This window comes from Bacillus sp. ISL-78 (assembly GCF_018613455.1).
GTDB lineage: Bacteria > Bacillota > Bacilli > Bacillales > DSM-1321 > Peribacillus > Peribacillus frigoritolerans.
In genome coordinates, this window is sequence record NZ_JAGGQC010000013.1 from 93,683 (window position 1) to 118,647 (window position 24,965).

Annotated in this window: 26 protein-coding genes, 1 pseudogene and 1 other annotated feature; of the genes and pseudogenes, 20 read left to right on the plus strand and 7 right to left on the minus strand. The window is 43.9% G+C overall.

The features are described 5' to 3' along the window. Nucleotides 1-24: 24 nt before the first annotated feature. The 4 genes from rpmI (at nucleotide 25) to J7I96_RS14370 (ending at nucleotide 1,593) form a co-directional block, all read left to right on the plus strand. Complete coding sequence (gene rpmI / locus J7I96_RS14355) at nucleotides 25-225, plus strand: 50S ribosomal protein L35 (RefSeq protein WP_034309070.1); 201 nt, start codon at nucleotides 25-27, stop codon at nucleotides 223-225. Between the two features lie 35 nt (nucleotides 226-260). Further along, the gene (gene rplT, locus J7I96_RS14360; protein ID WP_034309067.1) at nucleotides 261-620 is read left to right on the plus strand and encodes a 50S ribosomal protein L20; all 360 of its coding nucleotides are present in this window, start codon (nucleotides 261-263) and stop codon (nucleotides 618-620) included. Nucleotides 621-687: 67 nt separating this feature from the next. Further along, nucleotides 688-963: a DUF1294 domain-containing protein gene (locus tag J7I96_RS14365; protein WP_048681184.1), complete on the plus strand. Its 276-nt coding sequence runs from the start codon at nucleotides 688-690 to the stop codon at nucleotides 961-963. Between the two features lie 60 nt (nucleotides 964-1,023). Continuing rightward, on the plus strand, nucleotides 1,024-1,593 hold the full coding sequence (locus J7I96_RS14370) for a TVP38/TMEM64 family protein (RefSeq protein WP_034309063.1): 570 nt from the start codon (nucleotides 1,024-1,026) through the stop codon (nucleotides 1,591-1,593). A gap of 53 nt (nucleotides 1,594-1,646) precedes the next feature. On the opposite strand, the gene J7I96_RS14375 is transcribed toward J7I96_RS14370, so the two are convergent. Continuing rightward, a complete protein-coding gene (locus tag J7I96_RS14375) occupies nucleotides 1,647-2,027 on the minus strand; it encodes a hypothetical protein (RefSeq protein WP_048681192.1) in 381 nt (126 codons plus the stop codon). Nucleotides 2,028-2,137: 110 nt separating this feature from the next. On the opposite strand from J7I96_RS14375, the gene J7I96_RS14380 reads away from it, so the two are divergent. After that, nucleotides 2,138-2,626, plus strand: a complete 489-nt coding sequence (locus J7I96_RS14380) for a dUTP diphosphatase (protein WP_214771081.1) — start codon at nucleotides 2,138-2,140, stop codon at nucleotides 2,624-2,626. A gap of 64 nt (nucleotides 2,627-2,690) precedes the next feature. Beyond that, nucleotides 2,691-3,776, plus strand: a complete 1,086-nt coding sequence (locus tag J7I96_RS14385) for a M42 family metallopeptidase (RefSeq protein ID WP_214924392.1) — start codon at nucleotides 2,691-2,693, stop codon at nucleotides 3,774-3,776. A gap of 61 nt (nucleotides 3,777-3,837) precedes the next feature. On the opposite strand, the gene J7I96_RS14390 is transcribed toward J7I96_RS14385, so the two are convergent. From J7I96_RS14390 to J7I96_RS14405, 4 genes are all read right to left on the minus strand, one after another. Then, nucleotides 3,838-4,542, minus strand: coding sequence for a LutC/YkgG family protein (locus J7I96_RS14390; protein ID WP_214771357.1), 705 nt, complete (start codon nucleotides 4,540-4,542; stop codon nucleotides 3,838-3,840). Further along, nucleotides 4,536-5,966, minus strand: a complete 1,431-nt coding sequence (locus tag J7I96_RS14395) for a LutB/LldF family L-lactate oxidation iron-sulfur protein (RefSeq protein ID WP_214771087.1) — start codon at nucleotides 5,964-5,966, stop codon at nucleotides 4,536-4,538. Before J7I96_RS14395 ends, J7I96_RS14390 begins: the two co-directional genes overlap by 7 nt. A gap of 23 nt (nucleotides 5,967-5,989) precedes the next feature. Continuing rightward, complete coding sequence (locus tag J7I96_RS14400; protein ID WP_034309052.1) at nucleotides 5,990-6,706, minus strand: (Fe-S)-binding protein; 717 nt, start codon at nucleotides 6,704-6,706, stop codon at nucleotides 5,990-5,992. A gap of 181 nt (nucleotides 6,707-6,887) precedes the next feature. Next, complete coding sequence (locus tag J7I96_RS14405; RefSeq protein WP_214771089.1) at nucleotides 6,888-7,619, minus strand: FadR/GntR family transcriptional regulator; 732 nt, start codon at nucleotides 7,617-7,619, stop codon at nucleotides 6,888-6,890. A gap of 255 nt (nucleotides 7,620-7,874) precedes the next feature. Here J7I96_RS14405 and J7I96_RS14410 point away from each other — a divergent pair, with 255 nt between their 5' ends. The 8 genes and pseudogenes from J7I96_RS14410 (at nucleotide 7,875) to J7I96_RS14445 (ending at nucleotide 15,791) form a co-directional block, all read left to right on the plus strand. Further along, nucleotides 7,875-9,563: an L-lactate permease gene (locus J7I96_RS14410; protein ID WP_214771091.1), complete on the plus strand. Its 1,689-nt coding sequence runs from the start codon at nucleotides 7,875-7,877 to the stop codon at nucleotides 9,561-9,563. A gap of 73 nt (nucleotides 9,564-9,636) precedes the next feature. Beyond that, a complete protein-coding gene (locus J7I96_RS14415) occupies nucleotides 9,637-10,749 on the plus strand; it encodes a PucR family transcriptional regulator (protein ID WP_214771093.1) in 1,113 nt (370 codons plus the stop codon). A 119-nt stretch (nucleotides 10,750-10,868) separates the two neighbouring features. Then, a pseudogene (locus tag J7I96_RS14420) lies at nucleotides 10,869-11,442 on the plus strand (FAD-binding oxidoreductase); the annotation flags it as partial. Nucleotides 11,443-11,491: 49 nt separating this feature from the next. Beyond that, on the plus strand, nucleotides 11,492-11,590 hold the full coding sequence (locus J7I96_RS28855; RefSeq protein ID WP_396020112.1) for an FAD-linked oxidase C-terminal domain-containing protein: 99 nt from the start codon (nucleotides 11,492-11,494) through the stop codon (nucleotides 11,588-11,590). Continuing rightward, complete coding sequence (locus J7I96_RS14430; RefSeq protein ID WP_214771097.1) at nucleotides 11,587-12,912, plus strand: (Fe-S)-binding protein; 1,326 nt, start codon at nucleotides 11,587-11,589, stop codon at nucleotides 12,910-12,912. The genes J7I96_RS28855 and J7I96_RS14430 overlap by 4 nt, the downstream gene beginning before the upstream one ends. Nucleotides 12,913-13,166: 254 nt before the next feature. Then, on the plus strand, nucleotides 13,167-14,096 hold the full coding sequence (locus tag J7I96_RS14435; RefSeq protein WP_214771100.1) for a YsnF/AvaK domain-containing protein: 930 nt from the start codon (nucleotides 13,167-13,169) through the stop codon (nucleotides 14,094-14,096). Nucleotides 14,097-14,261: 165 nt separating this feature from the next. Further along, nucleotides 14,262-15,047, plus strand: a complete 786-nt coding sequence (locus J7I96_RS14440) for a YflT domain-containing protein (RefSeq protein WP_214771103.1) — start codon at nucleotides 14,262-14,264, stop codon at nucleotides 15,045-15,047. Nucleotides 15,048-15,407: 360 nt separating this feature from the next. Then, nucleotides 15,408-15,791: a general stress protein gene (locus J7I96_RS14445; RefSeq protein WP_214771106.1), complete on the plus strand. Its 384-nt coding sequence runs from the start codon at nucleotides 15,408-15,410 to the stop codon at nucleotides 15,789-15,791. Nucleotides 15,792-15,807: 16 nt separating this feature from the next. On the opposite strand, the gene sspI is transcribed toward J7I96_RS14445, so the two are convergent. Further along, entirely contained in the window at nucleotides 15,808-16,017 is a 210-nt protein-coding gene (gene sspI / locus J7I96_RS14450) for a small acid-soluble spore protein SspI (protein WP_034309032.1), read from the minus strand. 122 nt (nucleotides 16,018-16,139) lie between these two features. Between sspI and J7I96_RS14455 the strand changes: the two genes are divergently transcribed. The 3 genes from J7I96_RS14455 to pheT all read left to right on the plus strand — a co-directional run bounded on the left by J7I96_RS14455 (nucleotide 16,140) and on the right by pheT (nucleotide 20,727). Continuing rightward, the gene (locus J7I96_RS14455) at nucleotides 16,140-16,898 is read left to right on the plus strand and encodes a TrmH family RNA methyltransferase (protein ID WP_063232763.1); all 759 of its coding nucleotides are present in this window, start codon (nucleotides 16,140-16,142) and stop codon (nucleotides 16,896-16,898) included. Between the two features lie 44 nt (nucleotides 16,899-16,942). Beyond that, nucleotides 16,943-17,185 (plus strand) — a binding site (T-box leader). A gap of 58 nt (nucleotides 17,186-17,243) precedes the next feature. Next, nucleotides 17,244-18,284 (plus strand): phenylalanine--tRNA ligase subunit alpha, encoded by a 1,041-nt coding sequence (pheS, locus tag J7I96_RS14460; RefSeq protein ID WP_214924388.1) that lies wholly within the window; start codon nucleotides 17,244-17,246, stop codon nucleotides 18,282-18,284. Nucleotides 18,285-18,312: 28 nt separating this feature from the next. Beyond that, nucleotides 18,313-20,727 (plus strand): phenylalanine--tRNA ligase subunit beta, encoded by a 2,415-nt coding sequence (pheT, locus tag J7I96_RS14465; RefSeq protein ID WP_214924386.1) that lies wholly within the window; start codon nucleotides 18,313-18,315, stop codon nucleotides 20,725-20,727. A gap of 340 nt (nucleotides 20,728-21,067) precedes the next feature. Here pheT and rnhC read toward each other — a convergent pair whose 3' ends face one another. After that, complete coding sequence (rnhC, locus tag J7I96_RS14470; RefSeq protein WP_214924383.1) at nucleotides 21,068-22,027, minus strand: ribonuclease HIII; 960 nt, start codon at nucleotides 22,025-22,027, stop codon at nucleotides 21,068-21,070. Nucleotides 22,028-22,199: 172 nt separating this feature from the next. Between rnhC and zapA the strand changes: the two genes are divergently transcribed. The 3 genes from zapA (at nucleotide 22,200) to polX (ending at nucleotide 24,941) form a co-directional block, all read left to right on the plus strand. After that, entirely contained in the window at nucleotides 22,200-22,460 is a 261-nt protein-coding gene (gene zapA, locus J7I96_RS14475; RefSeq protein WP_048678967.1) for a cell division protein ZapA, read from the plus strand. Between the two features lie 4 nt (nucleotides 22,461-22,464). Further along, a complete protein-coding gene (locus J7I96_RS14480; RefSeq protein WP_214924380.1) occupies nucleotides 22,465-23,010 on the plus strand; it encodes a CvpA family protein in 546 nt (181 codons plus the stop codon). A gap of 212 nt (nucleotides 23,011-23,222) precedes the next feature. After that, a complete protein-coding gene (gene polX / locus J7I96_RS14485; RefSeq protein WP_214924378.1) occupies nucleotides 23,223-24,941 on the plus strand; it encodes a DNA polymerase/3'-5' exonuclease PolX in 1,719 nt (572 codons plus the stop codon). Nucleotides 24,942-24,965: the final 24 nt, after the last annotated feature.

Sequence of the window (24,965 nt, forward strand, 5' to 3'; positions counted from 1 at the left end):
ATTTGTAATGAGGAGGAATACCTTATGCCTAAAATGAAAACTCACCGCGGATCTGCTAAACGTTTCAAAAAGACTGGATCCGGCAAACTTAAGCGTTCTAACGCTTACACAAGCCATTTATTTGCTAACAAATCTACTAAGCAAAAGCGTAAGCTTCGCAAAGCTAGCCTTGTAAGCAAAGGTGACTTCAAACGTATTCGTCATATGTTAGATAACATTAAATAAGTTCGATTTATCGAGTTAAATAGGAGGGAAATAACATGCCACGTGTAAAAGGCGGTACTGTTACTCGCAAACGTCGTAAAAAGGTAATAAAATTAGCTAAAGGTTACTATGGCGCGAAACATATTCTTTTCAAAGTAGCTAACCAACAAGTAATGAAGTCAGGAAACTATGCTTTCCGTGACCGTCGTCAAAAGAAACGTGATTTCCGCAAACTTTGGATCACTCGTATCAACGCTGCAGCACGCATCAACGGTCTTTCTTACAGCCGTTTAATGCATGGCCTAAAGCTTGCTGGTATCGAAGTGAACCGCAAAATGCTTGCTGATCTTGCTGTTGCTGACGAACAAGCTTTTGCTCAATTAGCAACTGCTGCTAAACAACAATTAGACAAATAAGTCTGACTGATACAGCCACTCTCTTTTCAAGAGGGTGGCTTTTTACATATTTAAAGGAGGCATGGGAATGCAAGGAGTATGGTTCATTGCTGCTTATATGATCATCACGAACATCATCGGGTTTGCCTTAATGGGAATCGACAAAAGGAAAGCGCGTAATGGGGAGTACCGGATCAGCGAAAAGACACTTTGGTTTTGGGCAGTCATAGGAGGAGGGACGGGGTCCTTTTTGGGGATGAAGCAATTCCGCCATAAGACGAAGCATGCCGCTTTTAAGTGGGGCCTGCCTATATTGATGATTCTTCAGATAGGCTTATTGATTAAGTTATTCATTCAATTGTAATATGTAGCCAGTATAGTGTATATGCTTGTAGAAGCAGCAAAGAGTAGCTGGAGGGAGAGCATGAATGATAAACTGACACTTGTGATGAGCTACGTTCAATCTGGAAGCGTGTTTGCACCGTTGATTTTTATCACTTTTCATTTATTAAGGCAATTTTTATTCATTCCCGTCATTGTCGTTTGCATGTCTGGAGGAGTATTATTCGGGGCAGCTTTTGGAACGATCTATTCGGTAATCGGTTTGACGCTGTCCAGCATGGCCTTTTATTTCGTGATAGGCAAATTTCCGAAAACAAAGGATAGGCTGCTGCGGCTTAAGAATAAGCTGTTTGGAAACCGAAAGCTGAACAGCCGGCAAATTGCAGTACTCAGGCTAATACCATTCATACACTTTTATTTACTGTCGCTTTGTTTATTGGAATCCAATAAAGGGCTGAAAAATTATTTTTACCTATCATTCATGACCAATCTCCCTGTAGCATTCGTATACACGGTTTTTGGCCACTATATTGCAGATTTCAGTCCCACTCTGATCGTCATCATTTTATTATCCTTAACCTTATTGATCTATTTATTGAGAGAGAAGCAGACGGTCGTCCCCTGGAAGGAATTTTTTCGTTCAGATGATTAATATGGAGCCTTGAGTCCGTTTTCCTCAAGGCTCTTCATTATGCGTGATTTTTTTCAATTTTGTAAGAACTCCTTGACCGGGCTCTTCCAATCAATAACGGCATCCGGGTATTGTTTTTTTATGGCTGCCTCGATTTTCAAGAAATCATTTCGCTTCAAGCCTTTCAGGCCTGCCACTTTTTTAGGCCAAATGAAGATGGAGATGACCTCGAAGGAGCGTTCCGTCGTCCCTAAATACTTTTCCCCTTCAAACATCACCCCGTTGTACGTCAATAAAAAATTCTTTCGTATATTGGCTGTATCGTCGAGCAAAAAGAATTTTTTCTGTTCATGGGCCAGCTCTAATTTTCTTTTCGGATTAAATAGGTATTTAATGACTGTATAGATTAAGAAAATGATGAGAGCCAAAAGAATGAACCGCATGATCAATACCATGGAGCTACCTCCTTAAACAGAGTGATTCCCTTTCATTTACGTATGGGTTTTTAATAAGTTTCATTTATTTGATATAATTTAGAGGAAGACGAAGGAAAGAAGTGATGAAAATGAACATAAGTAAATTAATGGAAATGCAGGCGGCTTTGGATGAGCATATACAATCCAAGCATGATTTGGGTGCGGAAGACTTGGTGGAACGGAAGATACTTGCTCTTTTAGTGGAGCTTGGAGAGCTTGCCAATGAAACAAGATGTTTTAAATTCTGGAGTCTTAAAGGACCTTCTGATAAAGAAACTATTTTGGCTGAATATGTGGATGGCATTCATTTCATTTTGTCACTCGGGATCGAACGGGGTTTTGTACCGGAAGTTCCATCTGCCATAAAGATGCATCAGGAGGATTTGACGGTTCAATTTACTGCCATTTACGGCTATATCAGTGAATTTCGCACACAGTTGACAGAGTCATCTTACCAAAAGGTTTTTACTGCGTATTTACATTTAGGGGAGTTTCTCGGATTTTCGGCAGCGGATGTGGAAAAAGCATATGTAAGCAAAAATGAAGTGAATTACGAAAGGCAAAAGCAAGGCTACTGATTGTTTATGAAATCGATTGTCTGTATAATTATTCTTGTAATGTAAGTTATAAGGAGGTAAGGGAATGGCTCAATTGGATGAAACGTTAAAGATGCTTGCTGCCTTGACGGATGCTAAAGGCATTGCAGGAAATGAAAGTGAAGTAAGAAAAGTGATGACCGAATACATAACACCATTTGCGGATGAAATATCGACAGATGGCCTGGGAAGTTTGATCGCCAAGAAAACGGGAGATGAAAACGGACCAAAAATCGTCGTTACCGGGCATATGGACGAAGTCGGTTTCATGATCACCCAAATTGATGATAAGGGATTTTTGCGTTTTCAGCCGGTAGGGGGCTGGTGGTCACAGGTAATGCTGGCCCAGCGCGTGACGATCGTTACGGGTAAAGGAGATATAACGGGCATTATCGGTTCCAAGCCGCCACATATCCTGTCAGCGGAAGCGCGGAAGAAGCCGATTGATATTAAGGATATGTTCATTGATATTGGTGCATCAAGCAAAGAAGAGGTTAAGGAATGGGGCGTCAAGCCAGGGGATATGGTTGTGCCATATTTTGAATTCACGGTTATGAATAATGAAAAGATGCTGCTCGCCAAAGCCTGGGACAATCGAATTGGCTGTGCAATCGCCATTGATGTGCTTAAACAGCTGAAAGACAGCGACCATCCTAACGTAGTTTATGGAATTGGCGCAGTGCAAGAAGAGGTCGGCCTGCGTGGCTCCAAAACATCCACATACAAAATTCAGCCGGATATCGGTTTTGCCGTCGATGTCGGCATTGCTGGTGATACACCGGGGGTTTCCGAAAAAGAAGCGATGAGCAAGATGGGGGAAGGCCCGCAAATCGTCATCTATGATTCATCGATGGTGGCACATAAGGGATTACGCGATTTCGTCACCGACACGGCCGATGAAATGAATATTCCTTATCAATATGAATCGATTCCTGGCGGCGGGACGGATGCCGGCTCCATCCATTTAACGGCAAATGGTGTTCCCGCCCTGGCGATCACGATTGCCACACGCTACATTCATTCACACGCAGCAATGCTTCACAGGGATGATTATGAGAATGCAGTTAAGCTCATTGTCGAAGTGATTAAACGCCTCGATCGCGAAGCGGTTGACCGGATCATTTACGATTAATATAGTAAGTTATAAATGGAGAGGCCTAATATAGGTCCTCTCCATTTTCTTTTTCTTATTTCTACTTGTCTTCGACGATTATATAGACGGCTTTGATGGGTCCATGGACGCCGACGACAAGGTCCATTTCGATATCAGCCGAATTGCTCGGCCCTGTTATGAAATTGATGCAGGAAGGAACGACTTCGCCCCGGGTAACTTTTGAGCGGATGGCCGCAGCAGCCTGGGTCATTCGCGGAACGATGGTGCTTTTTGGAATGATGGAAACATGGCAGGAAGGAAGGAAGCTGATGGAACGGCCGTGGTCCTTGTCACTGAACAAGACGACGGTCGCTGATTCTGCTAGTGTCATCTCACTGAAAGTGATTCCGATGTTAGCTCTTTCTGCTTTTTCGATATTTTCATTCCCGGCTTGGTGATCCCATATATGGACATCTTTTTCCTTTAAGATGCCCTCTAACCCATACTCGGAAAATCGACCGTCCTTAGGGATGATCACGGGTCCGTTTCCAAGTTCCTCGATCACCTGACTTAAACAATGCATCACTTGCTTGGAGTCGGTAACGTGAAATCGAGTATGCACCCGTTTACATTGCTCCTTCAATTCCGCGACAAGATCATTCTGTGTCGCATGTTTCAAAACTTCTTTTTGGGGGGCGTGCTTCCATTCCGGAACGGAGATGCCTTCCGTAATAGGAGCCCTTCCCAGGTTTTTGGCTATATTGTTTAAAAATGCCCCTTCATTATGGATGATTCCATTCATGATGGTTTCCCTCCTTTTTCCCGATTTTTGAACCAGTCCCGAAAGCTCTCTTTCCCTGGAGCAGGGAACTCCCGGCTTTCTGTCCAAGTTTTGAGCGGTCCCGGTCCTTTCGAGATGATATCCCCCGTTTTAAAAGGTGACATCGCTGATGGGGCCATTTTGGAGCCTAATTTATAAAGCATGGGCGATGCCGCACCAATCCCAAAGGCCTTCATGGCCATCTTTTCTGAAAACGGCGACATTTTTTCCTTTTCAACGATGACTTCCCGATGCTTCCTCAGTAAATCATGGAGTGGAATCTTTACCGGACAGGCATCTGTACAGGCTGCACAAAGAGTGGAGGCATACGGCAGTTCCTTGAAATCATCATATCCTCCGAGTAAGGGTGAAAGCACAGCGCCGATTGGTCCGGGGTAAATTGAACCATATGAATGACCGCCAACCTGGCGATAGACCGGGCAGACATTTATACAGGCAGCACAGCGAATGCATTGAAGAACGGATTGAAACTCGGTTCCTAGGATGGAGGAGCGTCCATTATCCACGATCACTAAGTGAAACTCCTCGGGTCCGTCTACGTCACCTTCATCACGCGGACCGGTAAGCGCGGTGATGTAACTGGTCAATCTTTGGCCGACAGCGCTTCTTGTCAATAAGCTGACAAGGACTTCGAATTCATCGAATGTCGGTACAAGCCGTTCCATCCCCATCACGGTGATTTGCGTTTTTGGGAGGGCAGTGACCAAATCGGCATTTCCTTCATTCGTCACCAGTCCGATCGAGCCTGTTTCCGCAATCGCAAAATTACAGCCGGTAATGCCCACATCGGCGCTTAAGAAATCTTTCCGCAGAATGCCCCGCACATGGGCGGTAAGCTCTTCCGGTTTTTCAGTTTGCGTATAGGCAAGCTTTTCTTTAAAAACATCCCTAATCTGCTCTTTATTTTTATGGAGGGCAGGTGCGACGATATGGGAAGGGGGATCATGATCATCCACTTGTAAAATGTATTCTCCAAGGTCCGTTTCAACGACATCGAGGCCAACTGCCTCAAGGGTTGCATTCAAATTGATCTCTTCCGTGACCATCGATTTGGATTTCACGACCTTTTTGGCATTCTTTTTTACAATGACATCCTTGATGTAGCCGCTTGCTTGTTCAGCGGTTTCAGCGAAGAAGACATGACCGCCCCTTTTCGAAACGTTTTCGGCAAGCTGGTGCAAATAGAAATCAAGGTTACTGAGCACATGCTGCCGGATTTCTTCCCCAAGGGAACGCCAATCCTCCCAGCTTCCCAATTCATCAACGGCAGTCAGCCGCCGTCCGTGTAATCGTTCTTGGGCACTGGATACGGCCAATCGCATAAAGTCATTATGTATTCCTTCATCCACCCGGTCTTTAAATTTGGCAGAGCTGGTTTTCATAGCCATAAGTTTTTCCCTCCTCGCTTTCTTTAAATGCTATTCAGGACTTCCGCAATGTGAAGGACTTTCACCGGTTGCCCCTTCCTTTGGATCCGTCCGCCGATATTCATCAAACATCCTGCATCCCCGCCGATTAAAAAGTCGGCACCTGTAGCTTCAATATTGCATACCTTCTCCTCGACCATCTGCCCGGAAATGTCACCCATCTTAACCGAAAAGGTCCCCCCGAACCCGCAGCAGTTTTGGGCATCCGGAAGTGGTGTCATTTCCAGCCCCCTGACATGGCTTAATAAAATGGCAGGTGCTTCCTTCACCTTAAGCAGCCGTGTCATATGGCATGAAGTATGATAAGTGGCCTTTCCCTTGAGGGTCGCCCCGACGTCGGTCACTTTTAAGACATCCACGATGAATTGGGACAATTCATATGTTTTAGCCGCTAATGATGCCGCTTTCCTTTCCCATACGGCATCGCCTTTGAAAAGAACCGGATATTCCTTGAACATCGCTGCACAGGAACCGGAAGGGGTTACGATGTATTCAGCATCTGCGAACGTTTTAATCATCTTTTTCATGGCGTCCTTCGATTCCTTCGTATACCCGCTATTATATGCCGGCTGTCCGCAGCATATCTGTGACTCCGGGAAATCGATCTCACAGCCTAATCTCTCGAGTAGCTCCACTGTCGCTTTGCCGACATTGGATTGAAACAAATCCACTAAACATGTTGCAAAGAGAGTAACTTTCAATCTGAACTCCTCCTTTTTCAAAATAAGTTAACAGGTCATCTGATGACTAGAAAATGGAAAAAGGAAATGGCTAAGAGAAGATACCAATTTCCAAGATTTTTTAAATGAAGTGATCGTTTTCAAAATAATATATCAATTTAATCGTTTTTTGTATAGGGTATTTTTGAAATTTAAAGGAATGTCAATGATTCTTTTGCTGATTTTTTTGGATGACCCGGTCCAGCGATTCCTCGACGCTTTGAAGATGAAACAGCATGGCACTGCGGGCTCCGTCTTCATCCTGTGCCACGATTGCATCATATATCCTGACATGCTGCTGGTAAAGCTGCTTGAGTGTCATCTCTTCGGAATAAAGCGCAACCCGACGGATATCACGCATCTTTTCCGTCATTAATTCTGAAACATGGTTCATCAATGTAATCAGCAGCTCATTTTGTGATGCATTTGCCACGGCAACATGGAAGGAGATATCCGCTTTATCACTTAGTTCTTCATCATCCGAGACCATTTCCATATTAGAAAGCATGTCCTTGAGTTCGATAAGGTTTTCTTCCGTTCTCTTCTTCGCTGCCACTTCCGCCGTACCGGACTCAAGGATTTTCCGAACTTCCAGTAAATGCTTGATATTGTCTTGATCCATCAAAAGGGCGGCAGACAAGGGATGGTTCATGATGGCGGGATCGAAGGTTTTGACGAATGTTCCTTCACCTTGTTTTATTTCAATAAGACCCATTGAACTCAATGCACTTAATGCTTCGCGGATGGCCGGGCGCCCGACTTGGAAATTTTCCGCAAGCTGCTGAATGGAATCCAATTGTTCACCTGGTTTCAGGCTGCCTGACCGAATCATTTCATAAAGTTCATCGCTGACTTCTTCATAAATTTTTTTCGGCTTTATTTTTTTATATACCAAGTAGTAGCACCTCTATTTTCTATGAGTTTCTCTAGTTAATATTATATAACACAAATGATCTTTGACACTTCCAGAAGAGTTAAAAAATCAACAAAAAATAAAAAAAATCTTGATTTTATATTTTCAATCATTTAATTTAAATGAGTACTCATCAAGTCATCTGATGACTTTGAATATTTGGATATGTAAGGGGTTTCAATTAGGGTTAAATTTCTGAATTTTTTAAAAAGTTTATAGAAAAAGGAGTCGAAATGAATGACATGGACACAAAACTTTACGCCGATCACCGATAATTTAGTTTTATCATCTCTTGCCGCACTCATTCCAATTCTTTACTTTTTCTGGGCGCTTACCATCAAACGCATGAAAGGTTACATGGCAGGTATAACGACGTTGCTTGTAGCTCTTGCAGTGGCTGTATTGATATATGGGATGCCTGCAGGAAAAGCAGTGATGTCCGCTTCACAAGGAGGCGTATATGGGCTGCTCCCAATCGGATGGATAATCATCACTTCCGTATTTTTGTACAAGATGACTGTCAAAAGCGGACAATTCAATATCATTCGTTCATCTGTGCTTTCGCTTACGGAAGATCGGCGCCTCCAGGCATTATTGGTGGCATTTTCTTTCGGGGCCTTTTTAGAAGGTGCTGCGGGATTTGGAGCACCGGTCGCCATTTCAGCCGCGCTTTTAGTCGGTCTCGGCTTTAACCCGCTATATGCAGCCGGGATTTGTTTGATTGCGAATACCGCTCCGGTAGCATTCGGGGCGGTTGGAATACCGATCATCGCCATGGAAGGCCCTACTGGCATAGCCGCCATGGAGATCTCAAAAATGGTCGGCCGCCAATTGCCATTCCTTTCTGCTTTCATTCCGCTTTATCTCATTTTGATCATGACTGGGTGGAAAAGGTCGCTTGAGGTCTTGCCGGCAATTTTGGTTTCCGGAGTTTCCTTTGCCATCACACAATACTTAAGTTCGAATTTTCTTGGTCCCGAATTACCCGACATCCTATCCGCGTTAGTGTCACTGTTTGCATTGGCGATTTTCCTTAAATTCTGGAAACCTAAAACGATCTTTCGCTTTGCATCAGAGGAAACGGCGGCTGCTGTCGAACCATTATATACAGCCGAAACGGAAACGAAATATACGAAATGGCAGATATTCCATGCTTGGTCGCCATTCCTTCTGTTAACGCTTTTCATCACAATATGGGGGATGAACCCAATAAAGCCGGCGCTATCCGGACATTATGAAGGCAACAATGTGCTGCTTGGCGGAATCAATGAAATCGGGAAACTATTAACCTTCCAAATCGAAGTGCCAGGTCTGCATAATGAGATAATCAGAAGCAATGGATTGCCGATTGCGGCTTTCTATAAAATAGAACTGCTCGGAGCAGCCGGGACGGCCATTTTACTGGCTGCCATCGTAACGAAGTTCATCGCACACATGTCTGCAAAAGACTTTTATGGAACCTTTGTTGAAGCGATGAAAGAGTTGGCCAAACCAATCTTGATGATTTCTACCGTGGTCGCTTTTGCTTATGTGACGAATGCTTCAGGCATGTCGACAACATTAGGGATGACCCTGGCAAAATCGGGTGATTTATTTCCGTTCTTCGCACCGGTTCTCGGCTGGCTGGGTGTGTTCATTACCGGATCGGATACATCAGCCAACCTCTTATTTGGCAGTCTGCAGAAAGTGACTGCGCTTAAAGTGGGGATGGAACCAGTCCTGGCGTTGGCGGCGAACTCTTCCGGAGGGGTCACCGGAAAGATGATTTCCCCCCAATCGATAGCGATTGCTTGTGCTGCCGTAGGATTGGCCGGCAGGGAATCGGAATTATTGAGATTCACGCTCAAACATAGCATATTTTTATTGCTGCTTGTTTGTGTGATTACCTTCTTGCAAAATGGCGTCCTGTCCTGGATGATTCCATAAGTAGAATGAGGCTCTCTTTTCATCGGGGAGCCTCGAAATATTTTCAAGTCCATTCAAAAAAGGAGGACATATCATGCAATTGGCAGCTGTGGCAGGAAAATTGGTGCATGAGGTTCGAAAACTGATTGATGAGGAGATCATCATTATTGATCATGCTGGCATGATTATCGCCAGCACCGATGGCAGCCGTATTGGATCTTTTCATGAAGGGGCCATCCACGCTTTCAACAATCGTGAGAAATTGATCATAAATAAACAGGATGAACGAAGTTGGAAAGGAGTGAAGGCAGGGATAAACCTGCCTATTTTCTTCAATCAGGAAGCCGTTTGTGTCATTGGAATTACAGGTGACCCCAAACATGTTTCCCCTTATGCGGAACTATTAAAGAAAATGACGGAGATGTTCATCCAGGAAAGCTATCATATTGAACAAGCAGAATCCCAATCACGTCTGATGGAATTCTTTGTATTTGAATGGCATCAGCTGCAGACGTTCAATGAGCACTTCCTTCAGAAGGCAAAGTTGCTTGGGATTGATGTTCATGCGGACCGGATCATCACCCTTGGTGAATTCAAGACTGAGGAAATCATTGAACCGCATGTATGGAGAACGCTTCAGATATTCATAAGACAGCAGCATCCCAATGACATCGCAGTACGTTGGGGGAGGAACCGATTCGTCATTCTTTCGATGGCCGATTTCATCGGTTCAAAAAACCAGCAATATAAGAAACTAAGTAAACTGCAAAAAAAGCTGGAAGAGAGTTCGGGTTATAAAGTGTGTGCAGGAGTTAGTTCGCGTGCATCAGGAACCGCTTTCAGGCCAGCGTTTTTTAAAGCGGAACGTTCCTTGAAAATCGCGTCTTCTTCATCAGGTATCATATTTGACGAAGACTTGAAACTTGAGGTCCTGCTTGATGAAGTTACCGCTGAAACAAGGCAGGAATATTTATCCAGGACAATTCAGGAGTTGCTTCCTAATGAGGAGCTGCTTAAAACCCTTACCATGTATTTTGCATGTGATCTATCCTTAAAAGAGACCGCTAGAGCCCTGCATATCCATATCAATACCCTCCATTACAGGCTCAAGCGCATAGAGGATTTGACCCGGCTGAATCCTAGGAAGCTAGCCGATTTAGTCACGATGTATCTAGCAGTATGTGTATTGGATAAACATACAAATTAATTCTTTGTAAAGCTCAAAATTTTATATGTTCGTACATAGAAGGCCGAGTGTTTTTTTTCTTATACTTACATCATATAAAAAAGTCTCGAATTTCCTATGTTTATATGAGGAGGATGTACATGTTAACAAAGCAGGTTAAGCAGCTACTTCTTACCATCGTAGGTCAGGAGAATTACGATGACTCGAAAGTGGAATGTCTGGTCTATTCATATGATGCAACGCCTGGGTTTCAAGCGATGCCGGATGCTGTCATCAAACCGGGCAGCACAGCTGAAGTCGCAGCCATCGTCAAAGTTTGCAACGAATACAATGTTCCGATCGTTCCGCGCGGTTCTGGGACGAATTTAAGCGGAGGCACATGCCCGACAGAGGGGGGGGCTTGTCCTTTTATTCAATCGAATGAATTCATTACTTGAAATAGATGAGGAGAACTTAACGGCGACCGTACAGCCTGGGCTCATCACTTTGGACTTGATTTCAGCAGTTGAAGAGAAGGGATTGTTTTATCCGCCGGATCCAAGTTCGATGAAAATCTCCACGATTGGCGGCAACATTAATGAGAATTCTGGTGGACTGCGAGGTTTAAAGTATGGAGTCACCCGTGATTATGTCATCGGGCTTGAAGTGGTCCTTCCGAATGGGGACATCATTCGAACAGGGGGCAAGCTTGCCAAAGATGTAGCCGGATACGATGAAGGCCCCGTATTTTGAATGGAAGCTGAAGAAAGAAGGGATTGATGCCATGAGGGCGATTAAACAGGCTTTCGATCCCAATAACATCATGAATCCCGGCAAAGTATTTGCCAAGGAAACCAGGAAAAGGGTGGTGGTTTCTACATGACGACAGTACAGGAAAGGGAAACCATTGCCATTCAATTCGCGAAAAAAATGAATGAAGATGAATTGTTGAATTGTATGCGCTGCGGCTTCTGCTTACCCCATTGCCCGACATACATAGAATCGGGCCTGAAGGAATCCCATTCACCAAGGGGCCGGATTGCACTTATGAAAGCGGTGGCGGATGGCGTGATTGAGCCAGATAGGGATGTAGAACGGTCGTTGAGTCTTTGCCTCGGCTGCAGGGCCTGTGAACCTGTGTGCCCTTCAGGTGTGAAATACGGACACCTTCTTGAAGAAGCAAGGGATATCATCCATCAGAATAAAAAACACAGTTTCCCTGTAAAAACGATCCGCAAGGCCGTTTTCAGTGGACTATTCCCGCACCAGGAGCGAATGCAGACCATGACAAGTTTGCTTGGCTTCTATCAGAAATCAGGCCTGCAATACATGGCCCGTAAAACGGGAGTCCTCAACATGCTTCCGGATAATTTGGCAGCCATGGAAAAAGTGCTGCCGAAAGTCCCGAAAAAAGCAGAAATGAAAAATCGGCCAACCGAGCTGCCTGCAATCGGAACGCCGCTCAAAACGGTGGCTTTCTTTTCCGGCTGCTTGATGGATACGATGTTTTTGGAAACGAACAAGGCCACACTAAAGCTTCTTCAGCTGGCCGGATGTGAAATCGTCATTCCGAAATCCCAGGCCTGTTGCGGGGCGCTGCATGGGCACAGTGGTGAAAAAGCAGGTGCAAAGCAACTGGCCAAGCGTAATATTGAAGCCTTTGAAACGGAGGGAGTTGATTATATCATTACGAATGCCGGCGGCTGTGGCGCTTTTCTCATAGATTATGACCATCTGCTCCAAGATGAACAGGAATGGCACGACCGAGCAATCTCATTTAAAAATAAGTTGAAAGATATCAGCCAGATCCTTGTTGATTTGCGTTTTCAGGAAAAAGTTCGCCTGAAACTGCCAGCTCAATCCGTAACTTTCCAGGATTCCTGTCACTTACGGAATGTGATGAACACCTCCTCGGCTCCGCGAATCCTCCTTCAATCAATAGAAGGAATCGATTTCAGGGAAATGAAGGATGCCGATCGCTGCTGCGGCTCAGCTGGGATATATAATATTGTTGAATCAGAGATGTCCATGAACATTCTCGACTCTAAAATGGAGCACACGAAATCGACACAGGCCGATATTGTTGTCACGGCAAACCCTGGCTGCCTGTTGCAAATGCAATTGGGGATCGAGCGGGAAAACTTGGGGGAATGCACAAAAGCGGTGCATATTGCGGACCTGCTAATAAAGGCTGTGGCATTATAATAGAAGAAAAAAGATCACAAGCAGTTCATGAAAAAATGAAATGGCATGATTTGGTTAAACATTACATTTTTATAAAGGGGGAAACCCTTGTAAAGGCTTGATCTCAATTAAAAATGCGTTCTGTGCTGAGAACGAATTGTAAATGATATAACAAAAATGAAATATGGATTCCTCGTTTACTTAGGAACATGGCGGGTATTGTTTATATATAGCATCCACTAAACGAAACAACAAAACCTAAGGAGGAATGTAAAATGAATAAAACAGTATATGGAGTATATGAATCAAATGCAGAAGTGATCCAAGCAATTAATGCACTTAAGGCAAAGGGTTTTGAAGGGGACGATATTACGGTCGTGGCAGATAAGGAAGAAACATTGGATTTCACGAACCATCAACGTGAAACGGATGTTCACACAATGACGAATGTTCCTAACGATGAATCGTTTATGGACAAGGTGGCACGTTTCTTCATGCCGGAAGATACGGCAGACCTTTCAACAAGATTGGCGAATGCAGGCCTTTCGAATAGCGATGCGGCTGAACATGTCTTTGATGTAGAAAATGGAAAAGTCCTGGTTCTGGTTGAAGAAGGTGAAGGCCATCTTGGAACGGCAAGAGATAAATTCACGACCGGAACAATGGACACTGCCGGTACAAGGCTTGATACTAACTCCACCAACCCACTATATAATGGTACGGAAAAAACCGATCCATTAAATAAAGAAGATGTTTATGGAGTCAATGGACAAGGCCGTGAATTGCCAGAAGATGAAAGGACACTTACACTTCGGGAAGAACAGCTGAACATTGACAAAGAAAGAGTTCAGACAGGAGAAGTCGTCATTAATAAAGAAGTCAATGAACAGCATAAAACGATCAATGTCCCGGTTGAACACGAAGAAGTGACAGTTGAGCATAGATCGGTTTCAGGACGTGAAGCGAATCGGGAAACCGGAACCATTGAAGATGGGGAAACATTACGAATCCCGGTTGTTGAAGAAAAACTGGAAGTTTCGAAAAAACCGGTTGTCACAGATGAAATTGTCATCAAGAAACATGCTGTACAAGAAACGGAACAAGTTCAGGATACTCTTAAAAAGGAAGATATCCAGCTTGATAGTACAGATGAATCGATCGTGAATGAGAAAAAGGCAGCTGAACGTAGAACCGACCGCTTCTAAGAGTGAAGGAAATGGCCTGCAGTTTAAAACTGCAGGTTTCCTTTTGGTTATAAGGACTGTTTAAAGGTCCGAGCTTAGGGAAGGCAAACCTTTTTGTTTAATTGGCATCCATCAGGGTATAAATACACATAAGAAGAAATATCGGAAAAAGGAGGAGGAAGATGCATGGGAAAAACATTATATGGTGTTTTTGATACGGAAAGAGAAATGATCCAGGCTATACAATCCCTCAAGGAAAAGGGCGTTCATGAAGGGGAAATAACGGTAATGGCTGATAAGAAAGAAGATTTGGATTTCGTCAATGAAAAGCATGATCCGGATGTCGACGTCGTTACTAACTATAACGAGGAATCCTTCATTGATAAAATGAAACAATTTTTCCTGAACGAGGGTTCCGAAGATATAAGGAACCGTCTAGGTGAGCTAGGGCTTGCCGATAGTGAAGCAACCGCTTATATAAATGAAGTGGAGGCCGGAAAATTCCTGATACTTTTAGATGAATCGGAAACCGTAACAGCACGTGAAAACACAACTTCCAATCGCATCGAGGATACGGACGAACCTTTAGTGAATCCGCTTAAAACAGGTGTGGTGAACAATCCGGACCCGAACCTTTTTCCGGAAACAACCGCGAATGCCTTTCAAACAAGGGAAATGGAAGCACAGCCAGGAAGAAGCGAAGAGCTTCATGGAAATTCCGCCAACATCTATAAAAATGAAGAGATGGATGCGAAGCGAGCTCAAGAAAGGGAAATCTGGGGAAACTCCACAGAAAAATTCAAGAAGCAAAAATCAAGGAATCATGAAGACCCGATTTATGCGGATACGGACGAAAACCTTGACGTTCAAGGATCACTGGATCGGACCGCGAGACCGGCAGGCAGCGGACAGCAAGAGATAGGCTTACAAGATGAATACATCAAAAATCGAATCAATACCGACAATCTGTAATACACAACAAGAACAGCCTGCATAGGGCTGTTTTTGTTTGTTTTCTTACTGTAGTCGTTATTGGATTGAAGAAATGTGCGACACTCCTGCCGGATTACTGGCTAGCCGAGCCACCGCAGCCGCTTTTTGATGTGGCTTGGCAGACAGTTGGCGAAAAGGGAGCGGATTTCTGAAATCAACTGCAACGTTTTTTAATAAAACTAAGAGTTTGCTACAGGCTATTTATTTTTATAAAAACCCTTTAGGCAGAGGGTTCCCTTGTGCGTCTCCATGGACTATTTGCTTGTTTATTGATAAAGCGGCAAGGTATAATGACAAAGGAATTTTATTTTAAGTAGAGTAACAAGGAGGGGGAGAAACATGGAAAAAAACGTATATGGTGTTTTTGACTCTAATCCGGAACTACTTGCTGCAATTTCAGACTTAAAAGCAAAAGGCATATCTGGCACCCAAATGACAGTGGCAGCTGATATAAAAAATTATGTGCAGCTTGGAAATGAACATACGGATATACTGATCATCGCCAATCAGGATAAGGAGGACACTCTTTTTTTGAAAATCTTCCATTACTTCACAGATGAAGGATCTGGAGATTTACGCAGCTTTTTCACGAAATACGGCTACTCTTTTGCTGAGGCAAAAGCGATGCTTGAAGAAGTAAAAGCAAAGAAATTCATCTTGCTGCTTGATGAAGAAGTCTCCATTGAAGAACTGAAGGCTGGCGAAGCGAGATTAAAAAAATAACAGCCTTTGAAGGCTGTTATTTTTTTAATCCTGCTTCGAGGGCAGTGATCATTTCCTGTTTTTCCTGCTCGGATGAATTTTGCCAGATGACCTCGAATAATACTCCCAAACCAGGAAGCATTTTTTCCTCGCCATTTTGTATGGCATCGACAATCGTGTCTTCCAGCTGCTCTTGCGTATTTCCAGATACATTTTGGATGATCGCATTACGTAAGTTTAAATTCATAATTATTCCTCCTCTAACACATAATGACTGACATTAATAGCATTTCACAAACTCGCATGCAATATGTATGTGAATTGCGTTATAATAGGAAAATCAGTGTGAAGTTAAAGGAGCGTTTACCCTTGAAATATATCGAATCCGTAAAAAACCCGCAAGTTAAGCAATGGAAAAAACTTTTGACCAAAAAAGAACGAGATAAAACAGGTAAATATTTAGTCGAGGGTTTTCACCTAGTTGAAGAAGCCTTAAAAGAGGAAATCGTCTTGGAAGTGATCATCAATGAAGAAACTGAAATGCCTGCCCATTTTAAGGTGGAAGGCACAGAACTCATTTATGTGAAAAATGATATTATGAAGGCGATTTGCGATACCGAAGCACCGCAGGGAATTGCTGCGGTTTGTGAACAGAAATCAACGAGCATGGCGTCGATCAATCCGGATAAATTATTGTTGATCGATGCCGTCCAAGATCCTGGGAATATTGGAACGATGATCAGGACAGCTGATGCAGCGGGAATAGATGCGGTCATCCTCGGGGAAGGGTGTGCTGACTTGTATAATCCCAAAGTGGTCCGTTCGACGCAAGGGAGCCTTTTCCATATGCCTGTCATTAAAGGGAACCTATCCGAAATCATCGATGAGCTGAAGCAAAGCGGAACACCGGTTTATGGCACGGCATTAGAAGGGGCATCGCCATTTGAAGAAGTGGAAAAGTCTTCCCGATTTGCCCTGCTGGTCGGTAATGAAGGCCAAGGAGTATCGAAGGAATTACTGGAGAAAACGACTAAAAACCTCTATATTCCCATCTACGGAAAAAGTGAATCTTTGAATGTGGGGATCGCTGCCGGGATTTTAATGTACCATTTACGAAAATCGATTTGAAACGGCCGAAGAATTATAATATAATAAAACAGAATTTTATAATGAAAACAACGATGACAAAGAGTAGTAGCTTAAAGTTAACCATATCCAGGGAGAAAATGCCTTGACTGAAAGCATTTTTATGGCACTGCTTAAGTGAATTCACCTTTCGAGTTGGCATTGGGAAGACAGATTGTCTGAAAAATGTTCCGGTGAAGAGCCGTTATTTTTAATGAAGTGAGTGCAGAAGTTTTTTTGTTTGTGCACTAATAAGGGTGGTACCGCGATACATAAACCTCGTCCCTTTAGGGATCGGGGTTTTTTTGTGTTCATTTTTACAAAAGGAAAATAAAGGAGGAAGACATGATGCAGGAACGTTTACTAGAACTGCAGGAAGAAGCGTTGCAAAAAGTTGCCGCCGCTTCCGAATTAAAAGAACTGAATGAAGTCCGTGTTGCTTATTTAGGGAAAAAAGGGCCAATCACGGAGGTATTGCGCGGCATGGGTAAATTATCTACTGAAGAACGCCCGAAAATCGGGGCACTAGCCAATGACGTACGTGAAGCGATCGCAACAAAGATCGAGGAGAAACAAAAAGCGCTTGAAACCGCGGCAGTCAATGCCAAGCTAGCAACTGAAACGATTGACGTCACACTTCCAGGACGTCCGGTAAACAAGGGGAATCTTCATCCATTAACTCGAATCGTGGAAGAAATCGAAGACTTATTCATCGGGATGGGCTATACCGTTGCGGAAGGTCCTGAAGTCGAAAGCGACTACTACAACTTCGAGGCACTTAACTTGCCAAAAAGCCATCCGGCACGTGATATGCAGGATTCTTTCTACATCACAGATGAAATCCTGATGCGTACGCACACTTCACCGGTTCAAGCCAGAACGATGGAAAAACATAAAGGTCAAGGCCCTGTAAAAATCATTTGCCCAGGAAAAGTATATCGCCGAGATAACGATGATGCGACACACTCCCATCAATTCCAGCAAATTGAAGGCTTGGTAATCGATGAGAACATCAGCATGAGCGACCTGAAAGGAACGCTAGACGTATTTGCGAAAAAAGTATTCGGTCAAGACCGTGAAATCCGTCTTCGTCCAAGTTTCTTCCCATTTACCGAGCCTTCCGTCGAAGTGGATATTTCTTGTAAAATCTGCAGCGGTAAAGGCTGCAGCGTATGTAAAAAAACAGGCTGGATCGAAGTGCTTGGCGCTGGGATCGTTCATCCGAACGTCCTTGAGATGGCTGGCTTCGATTCCAAGAAATACTCTGGATTCGCATTTGGAATGGGCGTGGAACGGATTGCCATGTTGAAGTACGGTGTGGACGATATCCGTCATTTCTATACGAATGATGTTCGATTCTTAAAACAATTCAACCATCACGAAGCATAAATTTTTATTTTAAAAAGGAGGACCTACCATGTTTGTGTCTTATAAATGGTTACAAGATTATGTTGACCTTTCAGGCATCAATGCGACGGAGCTAGCTGACAAAATCACGAAAAGCGGCATTGAGGTTGAAGGGGTGGAAAAGAAAAGTGAAGGGCTAAAAGGGGTCGTCATCGGGCATGTCTTAGAACGTGAACAACATCCAAATGCGGATAAATTGAATAAATGCCAAGTTGATATCGGGGCCGAAAATCCCGTTCAGATCATCTGCGGGGCACCGAATGTCGATAAAGGCCAAAAAGTCGCAGTCGCTACTGTTGGCGCAGTCCTTCCAGGTAATTTCAAAATCAAGAAAGCGAAACTTCGCGGAGAAGAATCGCACGGAATGATTTGCTCGCTTCAAGAATTGGGCTTCGAATCCAAACTCGTTTCCAAGGATTATGCTACAGGAATCTTCGTCTTCCCCAATGATGTGGAAGTAGGGAAAGATGCATTGGAGGAACTTGGTTTAAGTGATGAAGTGCTGGAACTTGGACTGACTCCAAACCGTTCCGATGCTTTGAGTATGCTTGGAGTAGCATACGAAGTGGGATCCATTCTAGGACGGGAAGTGAAATGGCCGGTAATCGAGAAAGAAGAGGCAGCTGAAAAAGCAACTGATTATATCAGTGTCAAAGTGGAAGCGAAAGAAGATAACCCGATATACATGGCTAAAATCATCAAGGATGTTAAGATCGGACCTTCACCGCTTTGGATGCAGACTAGGTTGATGGCTGCAGGTATCCGACCACATAATAATGTGGTGGATATCACGAACTACATTTTACTTGAATACGGCCAACCGCTCCATGCCTTTGATTATGACCGCTTTGGTTCGAAGGAAATCGTCATCCGCAGAGCGAAGGATGCTGAAAAAATCGTAACATTAGATGAAGCGGAACGCACTTTGACACCTGACCATTTAGTGATCACGAATGGCAGTGAGCCAGTTGCAATTGCTGGTGTGATGGGCGGAGCGGATTCCGAAGTCAAAAATGATACGACGAACATCATTATTGAAAGTGCATATTTTGCAGGTACAGTAGTTCGCAAAGCTTCCAAGGACCATGGATTACGCAGTGAAGCCAGTGCCCGCTTTGAAAAAGGCGTCGACCCGGCACGTGTTCGTGAAGCAGGGGAACGTGCTGCACAATTGATTGCACAATATGCAGGCGGAACAGTCTTACAAGGAGCAGCAGAAGTTGACGAATTGTCAATGGAACCTGCGGTCATTAGCATCACGCTTGAAAAAATCAACACACTCCTTGGAACAAGCATGACCGTATCGGTTGTGGAGTCAATCTTCAAACGTCTGCAATTCGGCGTGGAACTTGACAATGAAACATTCACGATCACTGTCCCTACGCGCCGTGGTGATATTACGATTGAAGCCGATTTAGTCGAAGAGGCTGCACGTTTATATGGATATGATAACATCCCCGTTACACTGCCGATCGGTTCTGCTACACCAGGACAATTGACAGACTATCAAATTAAACGGAGGAAGGCACGCCGTACACTTGAAGGCGCAGGCCTTTATCAAGCGGTGACCTATTCACTGACAAGCGAGGAAAAAGCGTCCCAATTCGCATTGGAAGCAAGAGAATCCATTCGATTGGCAATGCCAATAAGTGAGGAAAGAAGCCAGCTGCGTTTAAGCATCGTGCCTCAATTGCTGGAAGTCGTGAAATATAACAATGCCCGCCAAATTGATTCACTGGCACTGTATGAAATCGGTTCGGTATTCTTTAAGCGAGACGAACAAGAACTTCCTGAAGAAAAAGAACATGTTGCTGGAGCGATCACAGGCCTATGGGAGTCACATCTATGGCAAGGTGAAAAGAAACCAGTGGATTTCTTTGTAGCCAAAGGCGTTATCGAAGCATTATTCGACACACTTGGATTAGCCGATCAAATAAGTTACCGCCAAGCGGAAATCAACGACATGCATCCAGGACGGACAGCGGAAGTACTATTGAATGGTGAAGTAATTGGCTTTATCGGCCAAGTGCACCCAACTGTCCAAAAAGACTTGGACATTAAAGAAACATACATTTTCGAACTATCCTTAAAAGCATTGGCCGAAGCAGAAGTCGCGCCGATAGCATACCAAACGATTCCGCGCTATCCATCAACCACACGCGATATCGCGCTCGTTGTGGATCAAGCCACGAAAGCCGGGGACATTCAAAACATTATTGAAGAAGCCGGCGGCAAACTGCTGAAAGAAGTAAACATCTTCGACTTATACGAAGGTGAAAGAATGGAGGAAGGCAAGAAATCCATTGCCTACTCACTGAAATACTACGACCCGGAACGTACCCTGACGGACGAAGACATTACAAAAGCACATGATAAAGTGCTTGAAGCCGTTAAAGAAAACGCCGGCGCAGAGCTAAGAGGATAAAACCAAAAAGACAGCTCCCTGAATCTTGGGGAGCTGTCTTTTTTGATTTTGCGAGTAAAAGGTGAATTCACGAGTAAAAGGTGCAAACTCACGAGTAAATGGAGCAAACTCACGAGTAAAAGGTGAATTCACGAGTAAAAGGTGCAAACTCACGAGAAAATGGCGTAAACTCACGAGAAAATGGCGTGAATTCACGAGTAAAAGGTGCAAACTCACGAGAAAATGGCGTAAACTCACGAGAAAATGGCGTGAATTCACGAGTAAACCGCGCAAACTCACGAGTAAACGGCGTGAACTCACGAGAAAAAGGCGGCTGTTCAGGAAGATCAGCCGCTTTCTTCTATTTATGATATTTCTGTTGATAGAGTCGCTTCGCTTTTTCTGTGTTGGCAAAATGGGTTTTCGTGAATTCGTGTAATGAATCGATTCCTTTTTCATGAATCAATCTTGCGGCCGCTTCATCGACTGCAAATCCTGCACCTTTAGGGATTTTGAATCCGGCTTTCTCACTCAGCAAGTCAAAGCGTTTGACGAATGCATATCGGGCCAGGATGGATGCGGCTGCCACTCCAAGGTGAATGCCTTCCGCTTTTGTGCATAGATAGGTGGCATTAGCTTGGAATAGTTCTTGGCCTTTTAGGTAATTGAAAAATACCTTTGGTTGAGCGAATTGATCAATAAGGACGGCTTCCGCTTGTTCTGGCTGGATTTTTTGCATGAGGTGCTTGATTGCTTGGTTATGGAGTAGTGCCTTCATTTTTCCTTGTGACATTCCCTTTGCCTGCAGCGCATTATATTTCGGGTTGTCGCAGGTGAGCAGGCTGAAGGGCACTACATCCTTAATCTGTTTGGCAATGTCGATGATCTGTGGGTCTTTCAGATTTTTGGAATCCTGGACACCAAGCTCCTTTAAAAGAGCGAGTTGCTCCTTCTTGGCATATACGGCTACGACGGTCATCGGGCCGAAATAGTCTCCTGTTCCGACCTCGTCTGAACCAATCACTGACATGGTTCCGATATTTGCAGGCGGTGAATATCGATGGACGTTGACCGATGCAGAGGCTGCCGCTTTTTTCTTTGGAGCCGCAGCAGTGGTACCTTTTTGCCATTTTACCGCTTCTATTTCGGCATTCTTACCTTGAAAAAGGACCTTCCCGGATTTATAGGCCGTCACCGTACATAGCGGCGGTTTGGCGGAAAAGATGCTCCCCGGCGGCTGCTTGGCGGCCAAGGATGAAGAATAATGGGACTTCATCGCCTTTATTTGTTCAGGACTGATAAGTAAAACAACATGGGACATAATGGGTTAGCTCCTAACTTCATTTTGTTTATTAGGTAATCTTCTTCCTGAATTCGATATCGTTTGACAAATTATTGAAATTTTAATGCAAGAAATGACGATGTACTCTCTTTCATGACGAAAAACTTCATGATATGATAGAATTAGGATTGTTTAGATTGGGGGCATCATTTTGTCAGACGATAAACGAAATAAAACAACAGTTGATATATACGGACAGCCATATACAATTGTCGGCACAGAAAGCGCAAGTCATATGCGCCTGGTCGCTTCGATGGTTGACGAAAAAATGAGAGAGATCAGGATGAAAAATCCATACTTGGATACAAGCAAGCTAGCGGTGTTAACGGCCGTGAATACCATCCATGAATATATTAAATTAAAAGATGAACTAGACCAGCTTCAACTGGAATTAAAGAGAGAGAAGGACTGAGTATATGCTTGATTTAGCAATTCTGGCCATTCTTTTAATCGGTTTATTAATCGGTTTAAAGCGTGGCTTCATTTTACAAACGGTTCATATGACTGGGTTCATTGTAGCCTTCATCGCCGCCTATGTATTTTACGGAGATCTTGCTCCCAATTTGAAATTATGGATTCCGTTCCCAACGATGGGTGATTCCTCGACCCTTAATATGTTTTTTGATACAGTCGGGCTTGATACGGCGTATTACAATGCAATTGCCTTTGCAATCATTTTCTTTGCTGCCAAGATTCTTTGGCAAATGATAGGATCCATGCTCAATTTCATTACCCATCTACCGATATTAAAACAGCTGAATCGCTGGGGCGGAGGGATATTGGGTTTTCTCGAAGTCTATCTTATCATGTTTATTATATTATATATAGCTGCCATGCTGCCAATGGATTCCATCCAGAAACCATTAACTGGCTCATTTTTGGCAGAATCGATCGTGAAACATACGCCGTTCCTTTCCGAGCAGGTGAAGGAACTTTGGTTTCATGATGTAAAACAATCTTAATGTCAGTATAAGAGGGCCTGCCTCCCGTGTTCAAAGTCCTGGATTCCTATACTTTGAACACGGGGGAGGCCCCTTTTTATGTAGCGGCATGTAACTTCCTTCTAATTGATTCGAAGGTTAAGAATCTGACTGCTTGTACTTTACCTCCAAGAAAGGTATCTTTAAGAAAGTGAACATGGGACACCCTACTAATTTTTTCGGCGGTGAATTAAATGACGATTAATAAAAAAGATATCATTAAATTATTAGAAAAAATTGCAATATATATGGAATTAAAAGGAGAGAACCCGTTCAAGGTTTCAGCTTTCCGAAAGGCAGCAGGCGCCTTGGAAACGGATGACCGGAGCTTGTCGGAGATTGAAGATTTTACCGCTTTGAATGGAATCGGGAAAGGAACGGCATCCGTCATCGAAGAGTATATAAATGAGGGGAAATCGACTGTACTTGAAGAGCTTCAGGAGCAGGTGCCAAAAGGATTGATTCCGCTCCTGCAGCTTCAAGGTTTGGGCGGGAAGAAAATTGCCAAGCTTCATAAAGAGCTGCATGTCAAAGATGTGAATGATCTTAAAATCGCCTGTGAAGAAGGCAGGGTCGCGGCGCTTGCCGGTTTCGGCAAAAAAACGGAAGAGAAGATCCTTTCTGCAATTGCTGAGGCGGGTTCAAGGCCCGATCGACTTCCCCTTGCCTTCATGAGACCGATTGCGGCTGATATTGAAACGGCCCTTGCTAACATGGAATACATCATCCGTTCATCCAGGGCCGGCAGCATCCGGCGTATGAGGGAAACGATCAAGGACCTCGATTTCATCATTTCGACAGATCATCCCGAAGAGGTTAAAAATCAACTGCTTGCAATAAAAGGGATAAAACAGGTGATTGCGGCCGGTGATACAAAAGTATCGGTCGTGCTTGATTATGAATATGACATTTCCGTCGATTTCCGAATCGTTAAGGATAAGGAATTCATCACGACACTTCATCATTTTACAGGTTCGAAGGATCACAATGTGCGGATGCGCCAGCTTGCCAAAGATCGCGGAGAGAAAATCAGCGAATATGGGGTGGAAGTGACTGAAACCGGTGATGTATTGACGTTTGAAACGGAAGAACAATTTTATAATCATTTTGGCCTTCCTTTCATCCCGCCAGAACTGCGTGAAGATGGAACGGAAGTGGAGCATTATGATGCTAATGAACCTCTCATATCTTTAGAGGCCATTAAAGGTGATCTGCATATGCATACCACATGGAGTGATGGTGCTCATACGATTGAAGAAATGATTGAAGCATGCCGTGCAAAAGGGTATCGATATATGGCCATCACCGATCATTCGCAATATCTGAAGGTGGCGAACGGCTTGACCGCTGAACGTTTACGTGAACAAAAACGGATCATCCATGAACTTAATGAAAAATACACTGACTTTACCGTTCTTTCCGGGATAGAGATGGATATACTTCCTGATGGGACACTTGATTATGACGATGAGCTGCTTGCAGAGATGGATTTGGTGATTGCATCGATTCATTCAAGTTTTTCACAGTCTCGGGAAACGATCATGGAGCGCTTAAAAACGGCTCTGAATAATCCGCATGTAGATATCATCGCCCATCCAACGGGAAGGATCATCGGCAGACGCACCGGATATGATGTAGATATAGAAATGCTGATCGAACTGGCCCGCGAAACGAATACGGCCTTGGAATTGAATGCGAATCCGAACAGATTGGATTTGGCACCTCCGCATCTGCGCAAGGCTCAGGAAGCAGGCGTTCCGATCGTGATCAATACGGATGCCCACAGCATCGACATGCTTGAACATATGCCTGTGGGGGTCTCATCAGCCAAAAAGGGCTGGATTAAAGAATCCACGGTTCTTAATGCAAGGGACACGGATGGATTATTAGCATTTTTAAAGAGAAATGATTAACTATTTGCCCATAAATAAGGAGGA